This window comes from Aquimarina agarilytica ZC1, assembly GCF_000255455.1.
In the GTDB taxonomy this organism is placed as follows: domain Bacteria; phylum Bacteroidota; class Bacteroidia; order Flavobacteriales; family Flavobacteriaceae; genus Aquimarina; species Aquimarina agarilytica.
In genome coordinates this window covers 100827-126112 of the sequence record NZ_JH621251.1, presented here as the reverse complement: position 1 = coordinate 126112, position 25286 = coordinate 100827, and the positions used below count along the sequence as shown (strand labels likewise).

Annotated in this window: 19 protein-coding genes; 10 read left to right on the top strand and 9 right to left on the bottom strand. The window is 33.3% G+C overall.

The features are described from left to right. Positions 1 to 203 precede the first annotated feature (203 nt). The gene (gene secDF / locus KQA_RS0205090) at positions 204 to 3209 is read left to right on the top strand and encodes a protein translocase subunit SecDF (RefSeq protein WP_040396111.1); all 3006 of its coding nucleotides are present in this window, start codon (positions 204 to 206) and stop codon (positions 3207 to 3209) included. Positions 3210 to 3511: 302 nt separating this feature from the next. On the opposite strand, the gene udk is transcribed toward secDF, so the two are convergent. Together udk and KQA_RS0205080 are read right to left on the bottom strand one after the other, a co-directional pair. Then, on the bottom strand, positions 3512 to 4120 hold the full coding sequence (udk, locus tag KQA_RS0205085; protein WP_010178768.1) for a uridine kinase: 609 nt from the start codon (positions 4118 to 4120) through the stop codon (positions 3512 to 3514). Between the two features lie 133 nt (positions 4121 to 4253). Next, positions 4254 to 5378 (bottom strand): esterase-like activity of phytase family protein, encoded by a 1125-nt coding sequence (locus KQA_RS0205080; protein ID WP_010178766.1) that lies wholly within the window; start codon positions 5376 to 5378, stop codon positions 4254 to 4256. A 73-nt stretch (positions 5379 to 5451) separates the two neighbouring features. Between KQA_RS0205080 and KQA_RS0205075 the strand changes: the two genes are divergently transcribed. Continuing rightward, the gene (locus tag KQA_RS0205075; protein ID WP_232285855.1) at positions 5452 to 6672 is read left to right on the top strand and encodes a NupC/NupG family nucleoside CNT transporter; all 1221 of its coding nucleotides are present in this window, start codon (positions 5452 to 5454) and stop codon (positions 6670 to 6672) included. A gap of 9 nt (positions 6673 to 6681) precedes the next feature. Here the strand turns inward: KQA_RS0205075 and KQA_RS0205070 are convergent, their stop codons facing one another. From KQA_RS0205070 to KQA_RS0205055, 4 genes are all read right to left on the bottom strand, one after another. After that, positions 6682 to 7497: a S1/P1 nuclease gene (locus KQA_RS0205070; protein WP_040396110.1), complete on the bottom strand. Its 816-nt coding sequence runs from the start codon at positions 7495 to 7497 to the stop codon at positions 6682 to 6684. Positions 7498 to 7567: 70 nt separating this feature from the next. After that, complete coding sequence (locus tag KQA_RS0205065) at positions 7568 to 10963, bottom strand: TonB-dependent receptor (protein ID WP_010178759.1); 3396 nt, start codon at positions 10961 to 10963, stop codon at positions 7568 to 7570. Between the two features lie 317 nt (positions 10964 to 11280). Beyond that, on the bottom strand, positions 11281 to 12471 hold the full coding sequence (locus KQA_RS0205060; RefSeq protein WP_010178756.1) for a pyridoxal phosphate-dependent aminotransferase: 1191 nt from the start codon (positions 12469 to 12471) through the stop codon (positions 11281 to 11283). Between the two features lie 20 nt (positions 12472 to 12491). Then, positions 12492 to 13592, bottom strand: coding sequence for a fatty acid desaturase family protein (locus KQA_RS0205055; protein WP_010178754.1), 1101 nt, complete (start codon positions 13590 to 13592; stop codon positions 12492 to 12494). A 152-nt stretch (positions 13593 to 13744) separates the two neighbouring features. Between KQA_RS0205055 and rsmG the strand changes: the two genes are divergently transcribed. The 3 genes from rsmG to KQA_RS0205040 are packed head-to-tail and all read left to right on the top strand — an operon-like array spanning position 13745 to position 16121. Beyond that, entirely contained in the window at positions 13745 to 14374 is a 630-nt protein-coding gene (gene rsmG / locus KQA_RS0205050) for a 16S rRNA (guanine(527)-N(7))-methyltransferase RsmG (protein WP_029209463.1), read from the top strand. Positions 14375 to 14427: 53 nt separating this feature from the next. Beyond that, positions 14428 to 15147, top strand: a complete 720-nt coding sequence (locus tag KQA_RS0205045; protein ID WP_010178750.1) for an NRDE family protein — start codon at positions 14428 to 14430, stop codon at positions 15145 to 15147. A gap of 5 nt (positions 15148 to 15152) precedes the next feature. Then, on the top strand, positions 15153 to 16121 hold the full coding sequence (locus KQA_RS0205040) for a DUF6695 family protein (protein ID WP_010178748.1): 969 nt from the start codon (positions 15153 to 15155) through the stop codon (positions 16119 to 16121). Positions 16122 to 16172: 51 nt separating this feature from the next. Here KQA_RS0205040 and KQA_RS0205035 read toward each other — a convergent pair whose 3' ends face one another. The 3 genes from KQA_RS0205035 to KQA_RS0205025 all read right to left on the bottom strand — a co-directional run bounded on the left by KQA_RS0205035 (position 16173) and on the right by KQA_RS0205025 (position 20292). Next, on the bottom strand, positions 16173 to 18320 hold the full coding sequence (locus KQA_RS0205035; protein WP_029209462.1) for a prolyl oligopeptidase family serine peptidase: 2148 nt from the start codon (positions 18318 to 18320) through the stop codon (positions 16173 to 16175). Between the two features lie 226 nt (positions 18321 to 18546). After that, complete coding sequence (apaG, locus tag KQA_RS0205030) at positions 18547 to 18933, bottom strand: Co2+/Mg2+ efflux protein ApaG (protein WP_010178744.1); 387 nt, start codon at positions 18931 to 18933, stop codon at positions 18547 to 18549. A 108-nt stretch (positions 18934 to 19041) separates the two neighbouring features. Next, a complete protein-coding gene (locus tag KQA_RS0205025) occupies positions 19042 to 20292 on the bottom strand; it encodes a type IX secretion system plug protein (protein ID WP_010178742.1) in 1251 nt (416 codons plus the stop codon). Between the two features lie 220 nt (positions 20293 to 20512). Between KQA_RS0205025 and KQA_RS0205020 the strand changes: the two genes are divergently transcribed. Genes KQA_RS0205020 through nqrE form a run of 5 tightly spaced genes read left to right on the top strand, consistent with a single transcriptional unit; the run spans position 20513 to position 25286 of the window. Next, positions 20513 to 21862, top strand: a complete 1350-nt coding sequence (locus tag KQA_RS0205020) for a Na(+)-translocating NADH-quinone reductase subunit A (protein WP_010178740.1) — start codon at positions 20513 to 20515, stop codon at positions 21860 to 21862. Between the two features lie 11 nt (positions 21863 to 21873). After that, positions 21874 to 23088, top strand: a complete 1215-nt coding sequence (locus KQA_RS0205015) for an NADH:ubiquinone reductase (Na(+)-transporting) subunit B (protein WP_010178738.1) — start codon at positions 21874 to 21876, stop codon at positions 23086 to 23088. Positions 23089 to 23090: 2 nt separating this feature from the next. Further along, positions 23091 to 23861 carry a Na(+)-translocating NADH-quinone reductase subunit C gene (locus KQA_RS0205010; protein WP_010178736.1) on the top strand — a complete coding sequence of 257 codons (771 nt, stop codon included), beginning with the start codon at positions 23091 to 23093 and terminating at the stop codon, positions 23859 to 23861. A gap of 2 nt (positions 23862 to 23863) precedes the next feature. Continuing rightward, positions 23864 to 24544, top strand: a complete 681-nt coding sequence (locus KQA_RS0205005) for an NADH:ubiquinone reductase (Na(+)-transporting) subunit D (protein WP_010178734.1) — start codon at positions 23864 to 23866, stop codon at positions 24542 to 24544. Positions 24545 to 24566: 22 nt separating this feature from the next. After that, positions 24567 to 25286 (top strand): NADH:ubiquinone reductase (Na(+)-transporting) subunit E, encoded by a 720-nt coding sequence (nqrE, locus tag KQA_RS0205000; RefSeq protein WP_010178732.1) that lies wholly within the window; start codon positions 24567 to 24569, stop codon positions 25284 to 25286.

Below are 25286 nucleotides of genomic sequence, written 5' to 3'. Positions count from 1 at the left end.
TATGTTTTTGTACAGCACTATGGTTACGATTTAAAATGAATACTAAATAGAATTAACACAAGTCGGTAAAATCGTACATAAAAATTTGAAAAGCTACTCACTAAAAGCTTTGAAATAAGGAATAAAAAAATAATTGGAGGTTAAATATTGAAAAGTTATATTTGTCCGTTTTAGAAATTACACAAATTAAATTTATTGAAATAATGCAGAATAAAGGACTGATACGGGTATTTGCCATTTTATTTGGTTTGGTATGTATTTACCAATTGTCGTATACATTTATCACAAATGCAAAAGAGAGTGATGCAGAGGCGTATGCTTTTGAAAGATTTGCAGAAGGAACCAAAGATGGTGCACGTTTAAGAGAAAATGCGGAAAGAAAGTATTTGGACTCTATTGGTAATGATACTATTGCTTTTGGGATTACTTATAATGCTGCAAAAAAGAAAGAATTAAATAAAGGACTTGACCTTAAAGGTGGAATCAACGTAATTCTTCAAATATCTGTAAAAGATATTCTTAAAGGATTGGCTAACGGATCAAAAAATCCAGCATTCAACAAAGCTTTGATTAATGCAGATGCATTGCAAAAAGACACGGATGCTCCTTATGTAGAGTCATTCTTTAAAGCATTTGATGCTTTACCAGATGCTAAATTGGCATCGCCAGATATCTTTTTAACTAAAAATTTAGATGGTGTAGTTGAGGATAACATGACTAATGATCAGGTAAAACCTGTAATTCGTAAAAAAATTGATGAGTCTATAGTTTCTGCATTCGAAGTATTACGTAAGCGTATTGATAAGTTTGGGGTAACCCAACCAAATATCCAACGTTTAGGAAATACAGGTCGTATCTTAGTGGAGTTGCCAGGAGCGAAAGATATCGAGCGTGTAACTAAATTAGTAACAAGTACAGCGCAATTGGAATTTTGGGATGTGTACAAAATGGAAGAGATGATCTCTTTTATTAGTCAAGCAAATGCTTTATTACAAGCAGAAGCTCCTAAAAAAGAAAAGAAAACTGAAGCAACTAAAGCTGATGATGAAGATAAAAAGGCCATTAATGATTTGTTAGCCGATGCCGAAGAGGAAGAAGCAAAAGAAGAAGTGGCTAATCCTATTTTTGATTTAATGGTACGAGATGCACGTTCAAAAGTGTATCAAGGAGGACCAGTAATTGCAACTATAGCTAAAAAAGATACTGCTAAATTTAATGCCTATCTAAATTCACCTAAGGTAAGAGCTTTATTAACGGGTCAACAACGTTATGCACGTTTTGCTTATGGTAAAGCAGAAGAAGGAAGTGAAGTAGTTGATTTATATGCTATAAAGGCAAACAGACAAAATAAGCCTGAACTTTCAGGAAATGTAGTGACTGATGCGCAGCAAACGTATACACAAAGAGGTCAGGTTGCGGTGAGTATGCAAATGAATGGTAAGGGAGCTAAAAAATGGGCAGAAATGACAGCAAGAGCTTCTCAACAACAAAGTCAAATTGCTATTGTACTTGATAATGTTGTGTATTCGGCACCAGGTGTAAGCAGTGGAGCTATTACAGGAGGTAGAAGTGAAATTACAGGGAATTTTGATATCCTTGAAGCAAAAGATTTAGCGAATGTATTACGTGCAGGTAAATTACCAGCATCTGCTGATATCATTCAGAGTGAAATTGTTGGACCTTCATTAGGTCAAGAGGCCATTGATAGTGGGGTAATGTCTTTCCTTATCGCATTAGCTCTAGTATTAATTTGGATGGTATTTTATTACGGAAAAGCGGGTATTTTTGCTGATATCGCTTTGGTAGTAAACATCTTATTTATTTTTGGAGTACTAGCTGGTCTTAAGGCTGTATTAACACTTCCTGGAATTGCAGGTATTGTATTAACCATTGGTATGTCGGTGGATGCTAACGTACTTATCTTTGAGCGTATTCGCGAAGAATTAGCTAAAGGTAAATCACAAGTTGATGCTATTAAAGATGGTTTTAGTAATGCATTATCATCTATTTTAGATGCGAATATTACTACTGGATTAACAGGTTTAATTTTATTAGTATTTGGAACTGGACCAATTAAAGGTTTTGCTACTACATTATTGATAGGTATATTAACTTCATTGTTTACTGCAATTTTTATTACACGATTATTTATCGATGGATATGGTAAAAATGGAAAGTCTTTAACGTTCTCAACAGGAATTACTAAAAACTGGTTCCGTAACTTTAATATCGAATTTTTAAAGAAGCGTAAATTAGCCTATGTGATTTCTGGAGCTTTAGTATTAACAGGTTTAATCTCATTATTTACTCAAGGTTTAGATCAAGGAGTTGATTTTGTAGGCGGAAGAACGTATACCGTACGTTTTGCAAATGATGTAAATGCAACTCAAGTTGGAGATGCCTTAGTTAAAGAGTTTGGTAGTGCCGAAGCAAAAACTTTTGGAGCAGCGAACCAATTAAAAATTACTACGAAATATAAAATTGAAGAAACGGGTACTGCAGTTGATAATGAGGTAAGAGAGAAACTATTTAAAGCCTTGAAACCTTATTTGTCAAGTAATGTGAATTATAACCTATTTATTTCTGGTAGTGACGAAAAATTAGAAGGAGTAATGTCCTCAATGAAAGTTGGGCCTACAATTGCGGATGATATTAAAAAGGCTGCATTCTGGGCCGTATTAGGATCATTATTGGTAGTGTTCTTGTATATTTTATTACGTTTCCAACGTTGGCAGTTTAGTTTAGGAGCTGTTGCGGCGGTATTCCATGATGTTTTAATTGTATTAGGTATCTTTTCATTATTGCATAAAGTAATGCCATTTAATATGGAAATAGATCAAGCATTTATTGCAGCAATACTAACCGTTATAGGGTACTCCCTGAATGATACGGTGGTAGTTTTTGACCGTATTCGTGAGTTTTTAAATGATCATCAAGACTGGAAGTTGCAACGTATTGTAGATTCGGCATTGAGCAGTACATTGAGTAGAACCTTAAATACATCGTTAACTACCTTATTAGTATTAGTAGCGATCTTTATTTTTGCTGCGCCGTTAAGAGGATTTATGTTCTCATTAATCATCGGAGTAGTAGTGGGTACGTATTCATCATTGTTTATTGCAACACCAATTATGTATGATACTGTAAGTAAAGTTGGATTGAAACAAAAAGAATCTAAAACTGAAGAATTAGAAGTTACTGAAGCTTAATTCTTTTAAAAAAGTGTAATGCTTTAACTAATTTATTAGTTAAAATATATATTGAAAAGGTCTTTAAACATAAGTTTGAAGGCCTTTTTTTTATGGGTGATAAAAGATTATTATTAGTTTTTTATAAATAGAAGTATACTTGATATTGAGTCCTTTAGATAAGAGCTATAGTGGAATTTTAAAAAGGAAAACGTTTTGTTTAATGTATAGTATGAATTTAATCTTGGTTCATGTTTCCTGAAATAAAATGATTCAGAATATTTATCGGATATTAATGGGAATCATTGTAACAAAAATGAGTCTTACTCTATTTTTGTCTCTATTAAGTTAACGAGACTGTTAATAGGTTCATTAAAATTTTTAGTCCCATCAATGACTAAGTTTACCTCATTTTTAAGAGGTTCAATAAACTTTCTGTGCATAGGGTGGATGTTAGTTTTAAATTGCTCTAAGATAGTTTCTTTATCACGTCCTCTTTCTGCAATGTCTCTTTTTAAACGTCTTTCTTGTCTAGTTTTTTCAGAAGCATCTACAAAAATAGTGTAATTGCAAAGTGCTTTAATTTTGGGGACGGATAATACTAAGATGCCTTCTAAAATTAAAATAGGTTTAGGTGATATAGTAGTAACTTTTTCAAGTCTATCATGGGTTTCAAAACTATAGTTAGGCTTATTAATTAGTTCTCCTTTTTTTAAGGAAAGTATGTGTTTTTCCAATAAATCAAAATCTATGCTGTTGGGATGGTCAAAGTTGATGTTGTTTTTTTCTTGAAGTGAAAGTCCTGTTAAAGGCTTATAATAATCATCTTGACTAATCATAGTTATCCTATGAGGATCGCATTGAGCTAAAAGTTTTGTTACAAAAGTAGTTTTTCCACTAGCAGTTCCTCCTGTAATTCCTATAATGTACATGCACGGTGTATTTACAGATGTAATTTTATAAAAAATAAAATTGCTGCACAATAACTAATGGAATTGTTTGTGGTTTTGAGTTATTGGAAATGTATGCTAATAGGCTATTTTTTTTGTGACTAGAAGAATACAATTAAAAGGGAGGGACTAGCTCAAAAACAATAAACTGATTTAGTTGCTCACCAAATTTGTTAAAATTATTATCTGCAACCAAAACTAAACTATTATTTCCGTTAGAAAGTTTGGGGCCTATGCACATACCTTCTAAATTATCAATTCTTTTACTCGGTAATTGATTTTTTATAGCATCTAGATTTAGTATAAGTTCTTTTTTAATAGCTGTAAAGTTGGATTTTTTTAATGATTTGATATTTCGAATATCGGTTGCATTGGTTAGCGTACTTAAAAATATTTTTACTGTGTTTCCATTAGTGCCATAATTGCTGGTGTAAGAGCGCTCCATAGTTAAAAATTGAGTAGGACTAATAGCTAGTATTTCGACCAATCCATTAATAGCCAAATCGGTTTCAGCTTTGGGTTTTAGGGCAACTTTATCTAGGATGTAGGCATATTGTTTTTTTATTTTTTTAGTTTTTTTGTCAAAGCAACTTAATCGGACGGGTGAATTATTTATAGTAAACGTAGCAGGTTCCCCATCTTCTTTTAAAGGGAGTTCCATGGAAAACCAATATTCATTAGTGTGGTAACCTATGCTTAAACCTTCCAAGCTTCCGTTAGGGATACCTTGCTGTTCTTTTGAAATTTTTTTGATGGGAAAACTAACTAGTGTTTTTGGATCGGTTTCGAAAAGCGTAGGTTGGATTCCTAGTGATAATGCTCCTTCGGAAGTCCATATAAATTTATTCAAAGTAGTGTCAAATCGAATAGATTCTCCATCAATAGTTTTTTGTTCAAAAGCAATGCCCTTTGAGTTTAATAATTTGTTCACTTTTAAAATTTCTACAGCAGTAAAAGAAGTATCATTAAAAGTTAAATTCATTTCATAAAAACGTACAGGCTTTTGCGAATCATCGGATATCAGGTGCCAAATTCCATTAGTATAATCAATTCCCGAAAGGCCTCCTACTTTGGTGTTTTCAAAGACAAGATTTGCGTCCAATACTTGTTCTCCAATTAGGTTTAAAGTGATTTTTTTATAGGATTTATTCTCATTTTCTAAATTTTGAGACAAAATATAATTAGTAAATGTAAAATAACATAGGATAAGAATGGGAAACCTTAAAACGATAGCATTCATAAATAAATTTTAGTAGATCAAATCAAAAAACAATTTAAAAAATTTAAATTTAGTGGATGTTAATCAAAAGTAAATGATGTTTAAATTTATAGGGATTATTGGTTTGTTGGTATTGTTATTAGTAGCTTTTTTAGTGAGCAATAACAGAAAAAAAATAGATTTTAAATTAGTAATAAAAGGAGCGGTACTCCAACTGGTGTTTGCACTTTTAATATTAAAAACACCGATTGGGTTACCTTTTTTTAATTTTTTTGATTCCGTAATAAAAAAACTACTTGCTTTTGCAGATAAAGGAGGGGATTTCCTTTTTGCTTCATTTGTTAGTGGACAGGTGGAATCGCCAATTATCAACTTTGCAGTACGGGTATTACCAACAATTATCTTTTTTTCGGCATTAATGAGTCTTTTGTATCATTTAAAAGTGATGCAGTTTATTGTTAACGGACTTTCTAAATTAATGCAAAAATTATTGGGAACCAGTGGCAGTGAAACTTTGAGTGTGGTAGGGAGTATTTTTGTAGGGCAGACCGAAGCGCCTTTATTGGTAAAGCCTTATGTTAAAAACATGACTAAGTCGGAATTAATGACAGTTATGGTAGGGGGATTTGCTACAGTTGCAGGTGGAGTAATGGCTATATATGTTAAAATGCTTGATACGATTCCAGGCATAGCGGGACATTTAATGGCAGCATCAATAATGAGTGCCCCTGCGGCAATTGTTATTTCTAAAATTATGTTTCCAGAAACAGAAGATTCGGAAAGTAAAGAGAAAGTAGATATGGTAGCCAGTGATACTGATAGTAATGTAATTGAAGCTATTGCAGATGGGGCTGTTGATGGTTTAAAATTAGCGGCCAATATTGCCGCAATGTTAATCGCTATTGTGGGTATGGTAGCCCTAGTGGATGGTTTATTAAGTTTAGTAAATACATCAATGGCAGAAATTTTTGGATTCTTTTTTAAACCTTTAGCTTTTATTATGGGTATTCCTTGGTCGGAGGCAGGGGCTTTTGGGACCTTATTAGGTGAAAAAATAGCTTTGACAGAACTTATAGCTTATAAAGACTTGGGGGTTATGTTGAAAAATAACGAAATATCACAACGTACTGCACAAATTGCGAGTTATGCGTTGTGCGGTTTTGCTAATTTTGCTTCCATAGGGATTCAAATTGGAGGTATTTCGGGTATTGCACCTAATAAAAAGAAGGAAGTGGCTAAGTTAGCGATGAAAGCCATGTTAGGTGGTGCTTTAGCAAGTTGGATGACGGCATGTATTGCTGGAATACTCTTATAGAGTATTCCTTTAAATTCCATTAAAAAAAGTATCTAATTCAGTGTTTTTACCACAAAAAACTAATTGTAAAACATGTGCTAAGCGTATACCAGCCTTTTGTAATTGACTTTCTGCTATTGGAAAATGGTGATACATATATGTGTAACTTAAATTGTCGTTCATTTTTGCCGAAGCATATACTTTAGTAGCTAAGGCTTTAGATTCGTACGTCCAATCCAGCAGTGAGCCTGATTTAATGTTTGCTATTTCGGTTGTGGTTTTATGTTTTGTATTATTTGATAATTCCGAATAACTCATTTTATAGCTGTCAATCATGTTAGAATCCCAAACACGATGTAAATTTGAAGCTGTGTTAAACCAATCAACTTTAATGGTGTTTCCTCCTTTATCTTCAGCGTTACCAACATGTAGTGGTTGGTGTAAATCACCTAGTAAATGCACTAAAAATTTAAGATAGAATTGCTTGTCCGCTGTAGAAGAATTGGTGTCTCTAATTTTTAAAATACAGGATTTAATTCCTTGGATGATATCTCCTTTAGGATGTGCTGGCGTTTCACCATATTTTTCGCCTTCTTTAAAATTAACATAGTGCCAAGGCGAGAAATTATTGTATTTAGGGTCACTTTTAATTTCATCTGCATGTATGGATACATAAGCTAATGAAGTGCCGTTAAGTAATGTGTTGATTTTTTTTAAAGCTTTACGCGAAAGGTGTTTTTCAGCAATAGCACCAACTACTCGATGGCCAGTTTTTCCCCAATTTGGAAGAGCAAAGCTACTATGAATACCAATAAATAGGCTTAGTAGTATAAGTATGTTTTTCATAAAAGTAAAATTAAAAAAATCCATTTATGAAATTTCATAAATGGATTTTTAATATCATTATAAATTGTTGTTATTTAAAAATATAGCGTAAACCAAGTTGCATTTGCCAGCGTGATGATTGAATTCCGTCATCATCAACACTTTCAATTCGATCATTACTAACTCTAGTTTTATCAAAGTTGAATTCTGGAATTGAGCTTATACTTATTGGTGGATTTGAAGGGTTTGTAGGGTCTGCAACTGGAATTAGTTCATTTTTAGCAACAGTAATAACCGAAGTAGTATTTCTGTTAAATCTATTTTTTTCTCCCCATTTTTTGTTCAACAGATTAGTGAAATTAAAGATATCGGCTGAAAATTGGAATGTGTGTTTTTTGTTCCCAAGTTTTAAATTGAAATCTTGCAATATCCTAAGATCAACAACATGACTCCAAGGACCAAAATCGCCATTACGTTCAGCAAATTTTCCTTTACGTGTTTTTAGGTAATCATTACCATTAATAAATGCTTCTAAATCGGTATATTGTTCATCAGCAGACACGATACGTCCATCTCTTTCGAAAGGCACTAAATTGATTTGATCTCTTGATGCAGGTACAAATAACAACGCATTGTCATCGTCTCTAGTATCATTCAATAAGGTAACATCTCTTCCATTAGTATCAATACCTTGTCTGTAAATATATGATGTTGGTTGTCCTTGCGTGGCATCATAAAAGAGGCTAATAGTAGTTTTGAAACTTTTGGCCCAGTCAAATTGGTAGGAAACATTAGCAAAAACTCTATGGCCTTGCGCAAATTCAGATCGCCCTACTGCAGTGTTGTTTTTACCATTGACAGTAACGCTTTTTTCCCAGTTGGAAATATTTCTAGAACTGTTTCCGTCATAAACACTTTTTGAATCTCCATATGAATAGCCTAATTGTCCTGCAAAACCATTTTGAAAAGGCTTTTGAATAGTTACAGAGACATTCCAGGATTCTCCTTGGCTAGTATTGCTTCCTAAAATAATATCTCCGTATTGACCAACAACTCTATCTCGGCTAAAAAGAGGTCTTCTGTCTAAGCCGCCACCATTAAAAATTCGAGAATTTTCATCTGGTTGACCTGTAATATTAACATTTTCATATCGAATGCCATTAATGGTATTGTTGTAAATAAAATCGGTGCTTAAAATTAGGCCACCCAATACAGGAATTTTTTGGTCAATAGCAATGTTGTATTTGGCAACTTGAGGTAGTTTTAAATCGGGAGCAAATAAGTCTATATTTCCATTAAATACTTGTTCACCTTTTTCAATTTTTTCTTTGATATCGTCGGGGATAAATTGCTCATTAATATTTGGATTAAAGTTTTCTCCGTCAGGTAAAAAGAAAGTCCCCCCTTGAGTTACTCCATTATTGTTATAACTTGCTGCAGGCCATACCAAAGGGATTCTAGAAGTAAAAATACCAGCACCTCCTCTAATTTGAGTAGTTCTGTTACCAAAAACATCCCAGTTAAAACCAAAACGAGGAGAAAAGTGTATTTGCGATTTTATTTTTTTACCTTCTCTAGCTCCTCTAAGGTTTTTTCCATTTGCTTCTAGCTCGTTCGCAGCAGATAACTCAACAACTATTGTTCCATCTTCATTAAGTGGTAGGTCAGGTCTTAATCTATCTTCATTAAAATTACTGTTTACAGGACCATTTTCCCATACAGGAACATCAATTCGTACTCCTCCGGTTATTCTAAAATTGTCAGTTATTCTATATTCATCTTGAATATAAGCCCCATGTTGGCTATTTTTAAATTCAGCAGCACCAGAAGATTCGTCTCCAACAGTTAAGTCATTAAGTGAAAAGAAGCGGATAAAATTGGGTTTTACTTGATTAATAAAGTCATCTGTTGTATTGTAAGTGTAGTTTCCGTAGTTAAAGGCAAAAAATAAGTTTTTTACTTTATAAAACTCATGATGCGTACCAATAGTCAATGCATGTTTTCCTAAAAATATTTCGAAGTTATCAGTTAACGTAAAAACATCTTGATCTAAAAGATTAGCTGTTGAAAAAGGTTCTGCACCAAAGCTAATACCATCAATACTACCATCTAGTCCATCTCTTATTCGAACAGAAGGGAAATCAGGGCCACTAGGGTCTCTGTCGTCTCTAACGTTAGTATAGCCTAAAATAAGACTGTTAGCAAATTTATTACCAAAGGAAGAGTTTAATTCCGCACTAAGTGTATTAGTTGTCGACTTAAATAATTCGGATCCATTACCAAAACCTAGTTGATTTCTAGAAGAGCTTCTTCCTTCTAAATTATCAGCAGAAATGAGGTTATACTTGAATGAAAATGTATTGTTTTTATTAATATTGGCATCTATTTTTGCTGTGAAATTATGACTTTCAAGCGTGCTTGGGGTTTCAAAGTTTCCGATATCATAGTTGAATTGATTAGAAATAAAATTTCTTAGGCGGTTAATATCATCATTAGTAGAGTCTCCATTATAGTTGCTAATATTGAAGGGTTGGGGTATATTACTTTCGCCTCTTTCATAGTTTGCAAAAAAGAAAAGTTTATTTTTAATTAAGGGGCCTCCTATTCGTAGTCCGCTGGTTAAGGTAGAAAAATCTCCAAGTTTTTCTCTCAGACCATCTTCTGCCAATTGAACAGGTGTTTTTCCAGATAAATCTTCATTTCTAATAAAACTGTACACGGAACCTTCCCAGTTGTTAGACCCAGAACGGGTAATGGCACTTATAGCTCCACCGGCAAAACCAGAAACACGGACATCAAAAGGTGCTATTTGAACTTGATAGGATTCAATAGCATCTACAGAAAAAGGATTCACTCCAGTTTGTCCGCCATTGGTTCCGGATCCAGCTAATCCAAACACATCATTACTCACAGCTCCATCGACATATATAGAGTTTAATTTATTATTTTGACCTCCCAAAGAGATAGAAAATCCATCTGCTCCTTCTGTTATTTGTGCTTGAGGTGTTAAACGCACAAAATCGGCAACCGAACGTGAGGCCTGTGGTATTTTATTGATATCACTTTGAGAAATTGAAGTTTCTGCACCCGTTCTTTTGGAGCTAAACACACTGTTTTTAGAAGCTGTAATAATCACTTCATCTAGTTGACTTACATCCTCATTTAACGTACCATTAATGTTTTTAGTTTCTCCTAATTGAATGAAAATATTTTCAACCACATAATCTGTATATCCAACATAAATTACCGAAAATTTATAAGGTCCACCTGGTTTAACATTGGAAATACGATAATAACCATCTTCATCAGTTAATGCGCCATATAGTGTTCCAGAATTGACTTCGACCATAACTACTTGTGCTCCTAAAACGGGAGTGCTTTTGTCGTCTATGATTTTTCCAGAAACAGCGGATCGTGTTACTCCCTGAGCAAAACTGCTTATTGATTTAATTAATAAAAGGAATAATAAGAGTTGATTTTTTTTCATAGTAAAGTTTTGAGTAAAAAAAATTACTCAAATTTACTAGTTAGATGTAGGTACTTGCTTCTTTTAATGTAAATAAAAAGAGAATTTTAGATTATCAAATTGTAACGAAAACATTTTATTTGCACTTTTTAGTCCTTTTTATAATTAATATTGATTTATTTTGTGATTATAAAGTTGAATTTTAAGTTTTCGGGTAAATTTGTTTTTTGATTAAGTTTGTGTTTGAAGTTTCCTAAGAATTGTTATAATGTAAGCCTCGGATACAAAAAACCACCCTTAAAAGGATGGTTTTTTAAAATTTTTATAAAAAGCTTAATTTAGCTAACCGCTTCTTTAATGCGTTTTATGGCTTCGATGATTTGTGCTTCACTTGCCGCATATGAAATACGAATACAGTTTCCGTTTCCAAAGGCATCTCCAGTAACTGTAGCTACATTTGCAGCCTCAAGTAAATAGATAGCAAATTCTGAAGCATTGTTGATCTTTTTACCGCCTAAAGTTTTACCAAAAAAGGCAGTAACATCCGGATATACATAAAAAGCACCTTCTGGCTCATTACATTTAAATCCTTCAATGTCGTTTAATAAGCCTAAAATTAATTTTCTACGCTCTTTAAATTTGTCAACCATGTATTGAATACGGCTAACCGGTTCAGCCAAAGCAGTTATAACGGCGCGTTGAGCAATACAGTTGGCGCCACTAGTTACTTGACCTTGTAATTTGTTACAAGCGCGTGCTATATAAGTAGGCGCTCCAATATAACCAATTCTCCATCCTGTCATTGCAAAAGCTTTTGCAACTCCATTAACAGTAACCGTACGATCATACATGTCTTCAAACTCAGCCATGGATGCATGAGCAGTAACTCCGTAGTTGATGTGTTCGTAAATTTCATCACTTACTACTACAATTTGTGGATGCTTTTTTAATACATCAGCTAAAGCTCTTAATTCCTCTTTACTATAAATAGATCCACTTGGGTTACAAGGAGAGCTATACCAAAGCATTTTAGTTTTTGGAGTAATAGCAGCTTCAAGTTGTTCAGGCGTCATTTTAAAGTCACTATCAATTGAGGTGGCTACTTCGACAGGAACACCATCAGCTAATTTTACAATATCACTGTAGCTAACCCAGTAAGGACAAGGTAAAATAACTTCATCACCTTTATTAAGGCATACTTGAGCTACATTGTATAATGCTTGTTTGGCACCTGTAGAAACTACAATTTGAGAAGCTTCATAACTTAAGTTGTTATCTCGTTTAAATTTGGTGATTATAGCATCCTTTAGTTCACCATATCCATCTACAGGAGTATAGGAATTATAATCATCATTTACAGCCTGAATGGCTGCATCTTTTATGTAATCAGGTGTGTTAAAGTCAGGTTCTCCTAAACTAAGACCAATAATGTCTTTTCCAGCGGCTCTTAATTCACGCGCCTTAGCAGCCATTTCAAGTGTTGCGGATGGTGCTAAACTATTAATTCTTTCGGATAATTGATTACTCATTGTTATTTAAATTATGTGCTTTATGAAGTTAAATTGGGGTTCATGCCCAAGTGTTTTAAATGTCTAAAATGTGCAGCTAAAGCACTTCCCATACTCTTATATTCATAGTAAGGTAGGTTAAATTCTTTAGCAGTTTCTTTTATTATTTTTGAAATTTTAGGATAATGTACATGGCTAATATTTGGAAAAATATGATGCTCCACTTGGTGGTTTAAACCGCCTGTAAACCAACTTAAAAATTTATTATTTGTTCCAAAATTGGTTGTAGTGAATAATTGATGTATTGCCCAGGTGTTTTTCATGGTTCCTTCTTCACTAGGTAATGGAGTATCAGTTTCTTCAATAATATGCGCTAATTGAAAAACGGTACTCAAAATCAGTCCTGCAACATAATGCATTACAAAAAAGCCAAGTAATATTTTATACCAAGCCACATCCAATACAAGCATAGGTGTAACAATCCATACGCTGAAGTATAGAATTTTACTAACGATTACCGTAGTCCATTGTTTAAATGCATTTGGTAATTTTTCATAAGAGAGTTTACGCTTTAAATAGCGAGCCGTTTGTTTAAAATCAACAGTAGTTACCCAATTAACTGTAAGTAACCCATAAAGGAATATGGAGTAAATATGTTGAAATTTGTGAAAATATTTCCAATCAGAATGCCTGCTAAATCGAATAATACGACCTGCATCTAAATCCTCATCGTGTCCATGTATATTAGTATAGGTATGGTGTAGTACATTGTGTTGTACTTGCCAATTGTATACATTTCCGGCTAAAAAATACATGCTTGATCCCATGAGTTTGTTTACCCATCTTTTTGATGAATAAGAACCATGATTACCGTCATGCATTACATTCATGCCTATTCCAGCCATACCTATACCCATTATTACGCACAAAATTAGCATAAGCCATTGTGGTATTGGACTAAGTAAGATTAAAAAATAGGGTGCTGTGAATAAGGTGAACATCACCATAGTTTTAAGGTGTAGCTTCCAATTTCCTGTTTTTTTTATATTCTGTTCTTTAAAGTAAGTGTTTACTCTGCGGTTAAGTGTTTTAAAAAAAGCAGGAGAATTTACTCGGCTAAAACGTATTTGAGCTCCTTTCATAGAGGTTTTTTTTAGGAACAGTTTTGTTAATGTTTTATTAAAGCTAAAATTCCTATTCAATGAACAAAAATAGGTATTTAAATTTTTTACTCCTCTCAATTTTCTAAAAATAGCAATCTAAAACTTATTTTTGTGACTTATTTATGACCTGTATGCAAATTATATTAAAATATTTTCCAGATTTAACAGAGGAACAAATTGATCAGTTTACAAAATTAAAAGAATTGTATGCCGAATGGAATGCTAAAATTAATGTAGTTTCCAGAAAGGATATAGATTTACTCTATGAGAGACATGTACTCCATTCGTTGGGTATTGCTAAGGTGCAAAAATTTTTGCCAGGAGCTAATGTAATGGATGTAGGTACAGGTGGTGGTTTTCCAGGAATTCCATTGGCGATTCTTTTTCCTGAGACTAATTTTTATTTGTGCGATGTTATTGCAAAAAAAATAAAAGTAGTGAATGCAGTAGCTACAGCTTTAGAATTGACAAATGTTAAAGCAGAACAGAAGCGAGCAGGAACTTTTGATACGCAGTTTGATTTTATTGTGAGTAGAGCAGTAACTAAAATGCCAGATTTTGTGAAATGGGTACGTAGTAATGTGAAAAAGAAATCGAATCATGAACTTAAAAATGGTATCTTGTATTTAAAAGGAGGCGATTTAACCGAAGAGTTGAGTGTTTTTTCAACAGTTAAAGAATATTTGTTAGCCGATTTTTTTGAAGAAGACTTTTTTGAAACCAAAAAAGTTGTTCATCTACCCATGAAATATAAGGGGTAGTAATTAGGATTTTTTTGTAAGTTGTTATAGATTGCAATGACTGATAAATTTATATGTGTACAGTTACTTTAGTTTCTTTAAATAAAAATAGTTTCATATTAACTTCCAACCGTGACGAAGCCATAGGTCGTAAAACACTACCTATAGCAAGTTATGCGCAAGGTGGGAAAAGACTTCTATACCCTAAAGATGAAGTGGCTGGAGGGACATGGATAGCTGCTAGTGATGAACAAACAATGATTTGTTTATTGAACGGAGGTTATAAAAATCATGTAAAAGCCCATAATTACAGACATAGTCGTGGAGTGGTAGTTACTGATATCCTTACGGAAGGTAATTTATGGGAAGCTATGCAAAATTATAATTGTGAAGGCTTGGAGCCTTTTACTTTAGTAGGTGTAGATTGGAATTCTGAATTAAAATTTTATGAGTTGGTTTGGGATGGCTCTAAGAAACATATCAGAAAATTGGCGACATCTCATATGCATATATGGTCCTCATCAACTTTGTATACCGATGAAATGAAACAAATGCGTAAAGATTGGTTGGCCGATTTTAAGTTAAATAATAGTATAGATAAAGATTCCTTGATTCATTTTCATAAAAATGGAGGAATAGGAAATGAATATTACGATTTGCAAATAAAACGAGGTGATCTACAAACTCGTAGTATTACTCAGGTATGCGCTGGTGATCGGGATTTGCAAATGCGATATGAAGATTTAGTGATTAATAAGGTGTTTCAAAAATCCTTTGAAACAGTAAATATCTAAAATCCTTGAATACAGGTAAAATTATCCCCATTGCTTTTCCTGATACTTTTGTTCGTTACTCAGAAGAAAAGGTGTTGAACTATTTTTTTCCATTAGTAGGACTGGGAAGGAAAAAGTATATTAAAGCTGGGCACGCTATTTTATTGTTAATTGAAAATGCAACAGGTGCTATTCAGTATTTTGATTTTGGTCGTTACATTACTCCTTTGGGAAAAGGTAGAGTGCGAAGTGCCAAAACAGATGTGGAATTGAAAGTACCTTTTAAGGCAGAAATATCAAGTTCAGGTCATGTTGAAAATATTGAAGCTATTTTATTGTGGTTAGATGCGCATCCAGAAAAAACACATGGAAGTGGGCGTTTGGTAGCTTCAGTCTGTCATGATATTGATTATAGTAAGGCGATTAACTTTTTAAATAGTTTACAGGACCAAGGAAGTGTTCCTTATTTAACTTTTGGTAATGTAGGTAGTAATTGCTCACGTTTAGTGGCGGATACATTGATAAATTCTTCAACAGATAAAAAAATAATAAAAGTTTTAAAACGTAATAGTTCGTTTACTCCAAGTCCATTAGGTAATGTAAAATATGGAGCTAATGGAGGTAAAATATATAAAGTGTTACATGGGAAAGTAGGGGAGTACGATGGTTATATGTTGAAGGAAAATTTAACAAATTATTTTGATCCTAGGATTCCAAAGCTTGCAAGTAAAAGCCTTAAAAAGACAAAGGGGAAAGCCCAATTATTATCAGGTATAGGGGCTAGCGCTTATTTTGAAATTGAAGCTACAGAACTAGAGGATAGGTATGTAATAAAAAGATACACCCCTAATTTTTGTAAAGATTTTGAAGGAGAATTTATTGTAAATAAATCAGGCTTTGATATCAATGAAAATTATGAGTTTGTTTATGATTCCAATTGTAGTTATTGTCACATAATGCAGGCGGGCATAACTTACAGGTTTGATGTGATATGAAATATATTAGAGCGAGTTATAGATTGATGTCTATAACTCGCGTTCTATTTTTTAAAGCTTTTGAATTGTTTTAATTCCCATATTAAACAGACTAAAAGCAAATATATCTGCATATTGTTCTATAGTTTTACTTATTGGAGTTCCTGCTCCGTGTCCTGCATTAGTTTCAATACGAATTAAGGCTGGATTAATACCTGTTTGATATTCTTGTAATGTAGCAGCAAATTTAAAACTATGTGCAGGTACCACGCGATCATCATGATCACCTGTAGTCACTAATGTGGCAGGGTATTCAATTCCTTGTTTAACATTGTGTAAGGGAGAGTATTTTTTTAGGTATTCAAACATTTCTTTACTCTCTTCGGCAGTTCCATAATCATAGGCCCAACCGGCACCAGCTGTAAAAGTATGGTAGCGTAGCATGTCTAAAACTCCTACTTGACAAATGGCAACTTTAGCTAAATTGGGTTGCTGAGTCAATGTGGCACCAACTAAAAGGCCTCCATTGCTTCCTCCTCGTATAGCTAAATAATCGGAAGAAGTGTATTTTTCTGATGTTAAAAAATGAGCAGCAGCTGCAAAATCGTCAAATACATTTTGTTTTTTTAATTTAGTTCCAGCTACATGCCATTTTTTACCATATTCACCACCGCCACGTAAATTGGCAACAGCATAAATACCTCCTTGTTCTAGCCAAACCGAATTGGGCGTGCTAAAACTTGGGGTGAGGCTAATATTAAAGCCTCCATAACCGTATAGGATTGTTGGGTTTTTGCCATCAAGTTTGATTCCCTTTTTGTGTGTAATAATCATTGGGATTTTAGTCCCGTCCTTAGAGGTGTAAAAAACTTGTTTGGATTCATATTTTTCAGAATCAAAATCAATTTTAGGTTTCCAATATTCGTTATACTTTCCAGTTTCAATATTGTATTTGTAAGTACACCATGGAGTGTTGTAATTAGTGAAGTTGAAATACAATTCTTTATCTGTATTTTTGGCGCTAAATCCACTAGCGCTTCCTATACCGGGGAGTTTAATTTCACGTATTAATTTGCCGTTATAATCATATTGATATACTTTGGAAATAGCATCTACGGTGTATTCTGTGAAAAAATAACCACCTCCAATATTTGCAGAAAGGACGTTTTCTGTTTCGGGAATAAGATCTTTCCAATTTTCTGGCAAAGGATTTGAAGCATCTACCGTAACAATTTTTTTATTTGGTGCATTTTTGTTGGTGCTAATGTATAGTTTTGTGTCTTTATTATCTATTACATAGCTGTCGGAATCAAAATTATCGATAATACAAACTAATTTACTATTAGGGGTAGTAAGGTCTTTGATAAATAACTTATTTCCCGAAGTGGATTTAGCAGCAGTGATTACTAAAAACTTTTCGTCTTCGGTTAAGTATCCCCCAACATAACGATGCTTTTCAATATCATTTCCACCGTAAATTACGACATCAGACGTTTGAGGAGTTCCTAATTTGTGGTAGTATAATTTGTGCTGATCCGTTTTTGCAGATAATTCGCTGCCGTCAGGTTTGTCATAACTTGAGTAATAAAAGCCTTCATTTCCTTTCCAGGAAATACCGCTAAATTTAATATCGACTAGCGTATCTTCAATGATTTTTTTTGATTCGGTGTCAATAGTAATTACTTTTCGCCAATCGCTTCCGCCTTCTGATATGGCATAAGCAGCTAGACTTCCATCTTTTGAAAAATTGATAGATGATAGGGATGTGGTACCGTCTTTAGTAAAAGTATTTGGATCTAAAAAAACTTCATCACTATTTTGATCTTTTTTTTGATAAAGCACATATTGATTTTGGAGTCCATTATTTTTGTAATAATAAGTATATTTTCCTTCTTTAAATGGGGCAGTTATTTTTTCGTAATTCCATAATTTTTCAAGGCGTTTGCGAAGTGTTTCTCTGTAGGGAATTTTTTCTAAATAACTAAAGGTGGTTTTATTTTGTGTATTCACCCATTTTTCGGTTTCTGCGCTTCTATCATCTTCAAGCCAGCGATAAGGATCTTTAACTTTGGTGTCAAAATAGGTGTCTATGCTATCTACTTTTTTTGTGTTGGGGTAATTCACGGTAATGTTTCCTTTTTTTAATGTTTGTGCTTTAATACTTTTCTTGAAAGGCACTACTGCTAATGTGGCGAGTAAAATTAATTTGAGTGAATTCATTGTGTTGTTGTAAAATTGAGTTTCATTAAAATTACTCAAATCAACTACATAAATGAAATTGTGTGGGGTTATTTGTTAATTTTTTAGAAAAGTATAATTTATGATTTTTTTGATAAAGAATTAATTAAAATGAAGGCTTGAAAATGCTAATTCTTGATTAAGAAAATAACAAAGTTGCTTGTAGTAAAACGAATGTTAGTTTTAAGTAGATTTTTTAATGTACTATTTAATTAATAGCAAAAGGAGCGCTCAGCTTAAAAGAAGGTATAATAACCTTAAACTTTTTGGTAGAAGTAAAGTTGATCATGTTGTAATAGCCATCCATCGAACCAAAGGGAGATGATAAAAGGCATCCGCTTGAATAGGTGTGAGATTCTCCGGGTCTTAGTACGGGTTTTTTACCAACAACTCCTTCGCCTTCTACAATTTCAGTGTTGTTTAAGGCATCTTTAATTTTCCAAAATCGAGATGTAAGTTGAACGGAATCTTTACTTTGGTTTTCAATGGTAACACGATAACCAAAGGCAAAGTGAATTTTATAGTTCTTATAGAACGTCCCTTCGAAATTAGTTTCGACAGATATTTTTATCCCACTTGTAACTTGTTGTACCATAACCCAAATTACCTAACACTATTAATTTGAGCATACAATATAGTGAATTTTGTAAAAACAACCAGTGTTTTTAGTAAATCTATAAGTGTGAAAAAGGGTACAAGGCTATTAATTGGTAATATTAGCGGAATTCGTGCTTCCAATTCCTATAATACTATCGTTTCTGCTATTCGGAGCGCGGTAGTAAGCAATGATTATATATTCATTTTCTGTTTTGTCAAAATTGCCGCAAATCGCATTTTCGTCTATAATTCCATTTTTGTCTTTTGTAACGTATTTAAAGTTGTAAAAACCTTGTTTAAATAAGCGTTTTCCAATATAAGCACGCTCTTCTTTATTGTAAGTTAGTAGCGTACTTTGATCGGTAGTAAAGTTGTTGAAATTTCCATAAAGATGAATTTCTTTGTTGCCTACGTTGGCTGTTTTTAATTTAAAATGAAGCCATACATATTCGGCTTCAATATCACTATTTTGTGCATCAATATTGCGGACAACAAAATTTCCGTTTACATCCGGGAAAAAAGTATACACTTGATTTGATCTGTTGGAGTGTGCATACAAGTAATTATGATAGATGTCTTTTAATTCAATATGACTAATGTTTACTGTGGCATTTCTCACATCTTTATTATCAAAATTCCAATATTCATTCCCGCCCCAAAAGCTAGTTTCCTTGTCGTATCTGTAAATGAATTTATTACCAATAGTATATTGTGATTTTAAATTGGTAATGGCAGTTTTTAAATTGTTATTTTGTAAAATAAGTGTTTTTAAATTCTTTTTAGGGTTAACAATAAGTTCATTGGAGTTAATGCTAAATTGTACTACTTGTTTTTTGTTTAAAAAATTAAAATCTCTAGATCGTTTTACATTAGCTTGTATAGTGGCTCCTTTTTGGTAGACTATGAATTTTTTTGAAAAAACCAATTCTTCATTGTCGTTATAAAGTTCAAAAATGTAATTACCACTTTTTTTAAGAGCACGAGTGCTACTGTTAGGTATTTGCATTTTGTAATGTGTGTATATTTGAAGGCTGTTTAAGGAATTTTCGGTATCCTGTAAAAGTATGTTGTCAATTCCATCTAGATATTCATTTTTTGAAAGAATGGTTGGTGTCCAATCAAAATTGTAATAGCTGATCTTGTAATAGTAAAAGGCTTCGTCTCCAATAATGTCATCAAAGTTGATTTCAAAACGAGTACCAAGCTCAATTAGAGGTGTGCCATTTTTGTTTTCGCCATTTTGAACAAATTGAATTGTTTTAATATATTCTGGTGGAGCTACTTCAGTTGCTTCTTGCGAAAGCATATAAAAAAAAGAAAGTAGTGTAAATAAAAATGACAAAGACTTAGAATACATAGTAGAATTTTGACTTGTTTAATGTTATCAAATTTAGTGCCTAAATGAAAGCTAAATTTAGGTAAATCCCTTTTGAAACGCTAGTATATTGAATTAGTTATAGGAAAGTACTTTATTTAGAGTTGTTTTAAATAATAATAAGTAGGTATAGTTGTTTTACAGAGCCTGAAATTATCACTAAATTTGTGCGGTTTTTAAGTTAAATATACAGACTACAAATATGTCAAAAGACATTCGTATTAAGAAAGGCTTAGATATTAGTTTGCAAGGAGCTGCTGAAAAGCAATTGGCTCAGGCAATAAAAAGTAATACCTATGCCATCAACCCAGACGATTTTCATGGAGTAATCCCTAAAATTATCGCTAAGGTTGGTACAGAAGTAAAAGCAGGTTCTCCGCTTTTCTATTCCAAATCTAACGATCAAATCCTTTTCAATTCGCCAGTGAGTGGTGAGGTTGTTGAAATTGTGCGTGGTGCTAAAAGAAAAATCCTTTCTTTTAAAGTACTTGCGGATAAGGAACAACAATATGAGGATTTTGGAGCTAAAAATGTAGCCTCAATGAGTGGTGATCAAGTAAAATCACACTTATTACAAGCTGGATGTTGGCCGTTTATTAAGCAACGCCCGTATGACATTATAGCAAATCCAGAAGTAGCTCCTAAGGCTATTTTTGTATCGGGACACAATAGTGCACCTTTGGCTGCGGATTTGGATTATGTTTTAGCTGGAAAAGAAAATGAATTGGATGCAGCCATTACAGCTTTATCTAAATTAACTTCAGGTAAAGTACATGTTTCGGTAAATAACCAAGCATCACCACTTGCAAAAGTGGGTAATGCTGAGGTGCATACATTAAGTGGGCCGCACCCTATAGGAAATGTGAGTACACAAATCGCTAAGGTTGATCCTATTAATAAGGGAGAAATTGTTTGGGTAGTTTCTGCTCAAGATTTGGTGATTATTGGAGAGTTATTGCTTACAGGGAAGTATAATGCAACACGTAAAATTGCGGTTGCAGGTTCATCTGTAAAATCACCTAAGTATTACGAGACTAAAATTGGTGCTGAGGTATCAACTTTTGCTTATGATGCAGGTATTAATGGTGATAATGTGCGTATGATTAATGGTAATGTATTAACAGGTATAACTGTTGCACCTGATGGACATTTAGCATCAACCGTTGATACGTTTACTGTAATTCCAGAAGGAAATGATTATGAATTTTTCGGATGGAATAAACCAATTTTTAACAAAATTAGTTATTCTAGAGCCTTGACTTTTTCTTGGTTATTTCCAAAGAAAAAATACGATTTAAATACAAATACTAATGGTGAGCACAGAGCTTTTGTAGTTACAGGTAACTATGAAGAAGTGTTTCCTTTAGATATTTATCCATTACAGTTATTAAAAGCATTTAGCTACAATGACTTAGATGAAATGGAGAAATTAGGCGCTTATGAAATAGCACCTGAGGATTTTGCGTTAACTGAATTTGTGTGTGTTTCTAAACAAAACCACCAAGAGATAGTACGTAAAGGTTTGGATCTTATGTATAAAGAAATTGGTTAAAAGACGGAAAGATGAGCTTAAAAAATAAATTACATAATTTAAAAGAGCAGTACAAAGGCACTAAAATGGCGCCTGCGTTTAACGCAATCCATACGTTTTTGTACTTGCCTAATGAGACTACGCATGCGGGAGCACATGTGCGTGGTGCCGATGATTTAAAAAGAACAATGAATATGGTGATTTTAGCCATGGTTCCTTGTTTAATTTGGGGAATGTTTAATGCAGGTTACCAACATTATTCAGCTATCGCTGGTGGGACACCTGAGTTTGTATCATTCTTTGATCATTTAAAGTATTTTTTCACTTTAGATAACTTGTTAATAGGAGCAAAAAAAGTACTTCCTTTAGTAATTGTGTCTTATGTAGTTGGTTTGGCAATTGAGTTTTTATTTGCTGTAATCAAAAAACACGAAGTTGAAGAAGGATATTTGGTAACAGGAATGTTAGTGCCTTTAATTGTACCTATTGATACACCATTATGGATGTTATCAATAGCAGTAGCTTTTGGTGTTGTTATCGGAAAGGAAGTATTTGGAGGAACGGGAATGAATGTATTAAACCCGGCCTTAACAATTAGAGCATTTTTATTCTTTGCTTACCCAACTTGGATGAGTGGTGATAAAGTTTGGGTACACGATGCTGTTAATAGAGTAGGTACACCCGATGCTATTTCTGGTGAGACTATGTTAGGTATGCTTGCGCAGAAGAAAGATTTAACCTATGGAATGGACGAAGCATTTTTTGGTTTTATTCCAGGTTCGGTAGGAGAAACGTCTACCTTGTTAATTGCTTTAGGAGCTCTGATTTTGATTTTTTCGAAAATTGCAAGTTGGAGAATTATAGCTAGTGGGATTGTTGGAGCTTTAGCTATGGGATTAATCTTTAATGGAGTTATTGCTCAAGGATGGATTACCGAAGGGAGTAAGTTTTATGACTTAATGAACCTGCCATTTTGGAATCATTTATTAATAGGAGGTTTTGCTTTTGGTATTACATTTATGGCAACAGATCCCGTATCTGGAGCACAAACAAATAAAGGGAAGGTTTGGTATGGATTCTTAATCGGATTTTTCGCAGTAATGATCCGTGTATTTAATCCAGCATATCCAGAAGGAATTATGTTAGCGATCTTATTAATGAATGTTTTTGCACCAACTATTGATCATTATGTAGTTCAAGGTAACATAAACAAGAGATTAAAACGTTTAAAAGTTAAAACAGCATAACGATGGCAGTAAATACTGAAAAAAATTCATATACCTTACTATTTGCTGTCGGAATGGTAGTAGTAGTAGGAACCGTGTTAGCAGGTCTTTTCGGATCATTAAATGCAAACATTAAGGAGAATAAGAAGAAAGAGAAAAAACAAAATATTTTGTTTGCTATGGGAATCACCAAAGCAACATTAACAAAAAATGCCGAAGATGCAAACTCTCCAGTAGATGCTAATGAGGCAGATAAAATTTTTTCTCAATATATAGGTGAAAACCAATATATCATTGAAGGATCAAAGGCAACAAAATCAAGTGATGCTTTTGATATTGATGTTAAAAAAGAAGGACAGAAAGCAAAAGAAGCAGGTTATGTTCGTAAGTTACCATTGTATATAGGAACAGTTGATGGAAAAAAATCATATGTAGTGCCTTTATATGGAAAAGGACTTTGGGATGCCATATGGGGTTACGTAGCTTTAGAAGGAGATCTAAAAACGGTAAAAGGAGCTTTCTTTGATCACAAAGGAGAAACACCAGGTTTAGGAGCTAACATTAAAGAAGCATTCTTTTATGAAGATTTTAAAGGAGAAAGTATTTATAGTGGAGCAGAATACAAAGGTATTACTGTAGCTAAAGGAAATAATGATCCAACTAACCAAAGAAAAGGAGATAACAAAGTTGATGCAATTGCAGGTGCTACCATTACAGGTGATGGTGTTACGGCAATGATTAAATCAGACTTAAAGTTATACATTCCTTATTTTGAAACTGTAAAACCAAACTAGTCATGGCTGAAGTAGCAGAAAAAGAAGTAAAAGCAAAAGAGCCGTTGTTCTCAAAGCAGAATAAAGGTTTAATGACAGATCCTCTGTTTGATAATAACCCAATTACAATTCAAGTACTGGGTATTTGTTCAGCCTTAGCAATTACAGCGCAATTAAAAGCGTCAATTGTAATGGCATTGGCAGTAATGTTTGTATTAGCAATGGGTAATGTTGTGATTTCATTAATGCGTAACATTATTCCTTCAAAAATTAGAATTATTGTTCAACTAGTTGTAGTTGCAACTTTAGTGATTGTTGTGGATTTAGTACTTAAAGCTTTTGCTTATGAGTTAAGTAAACAATTATCAGTATTTGTTGGATTAATCATTACCAACTGTATTATCATGGGACGTTTCGAAGCTTTTGCTTTGGGTAACGGTCCTTGGAAATCATTCCTTGATGGAATTGGTAATGCTGCAGGTTATGGTTTAATATTGATCATAGTAGGTTTTTTCCGTGAATTATTAGGTTCTGGTACTTTATTAGGATTTAAAGTTTTAGGTGATCCAATCGGAAAAACAGGATTGTATGCAATTGGTTATGAAAATAATGGTTTTATGTTATTAGCGCCAATGGCCTTGATTACTGTAGGTATCATTATTTGGATCCAACGTAGTAGAAATAAATCATTAATTGAAAGTTAAGAACTTAAAAGTATAAGATATAATGGAACATTTAGAATTATTTTTTAAGTCTATATTTATAGATAACATGGTATTTGCAACCTTCCTTGGGATGTGTTCATATCTTGCAGTGTCTAAAAAAGTATCAACAGCAGTAGGTTTGGGAGCAGCAGTTATTTTTGTAATGGCAATTACTGTACCTGTGAACTGGTTGTTGGATACTTATGTGTTAAAAGAAGGAGCATTATCATGGTTAGGAGCAGAGTATGCTAGTTATGATTTGAGTTTCTTGTCCTTTATTTTATTCATTGCTACCATTGCAACTATGGTACAATTAGTAGAAATAGTAGTAGAAAAATTTTCACCATCATTATACAATTCATTAGGTATCTTTTTACCTTTAATTGCTGTAAACTGTGCTATTTTAGGAGGTTCATTATTTATGCAATCTCGTGAAATTCCTACTTTAGGAATGGCCTTAAATTATGGAGTTAGTTCAGGAATTGGTTGGTTTTTAGCAATTTTAGCTATTGCAGCTATTCGCGAAAAAATCAGATATTCAAATGTGCCTGCGCCATTAAGAGGTTTAGGAATTACATTTATTTTAACAGGACTTATGGCTATTGGCTTTATGAGTTTTGGAGGAATGTTAACTGGTGATGAAGGAAATAAAAAGCCAGTAAAAGAAGAGGTTCAAGCAGAAGCGGAAGAGCTTTTAGATGAATCTAAGGAAATGGTGTTAAATACAACAAATAAGCAATAA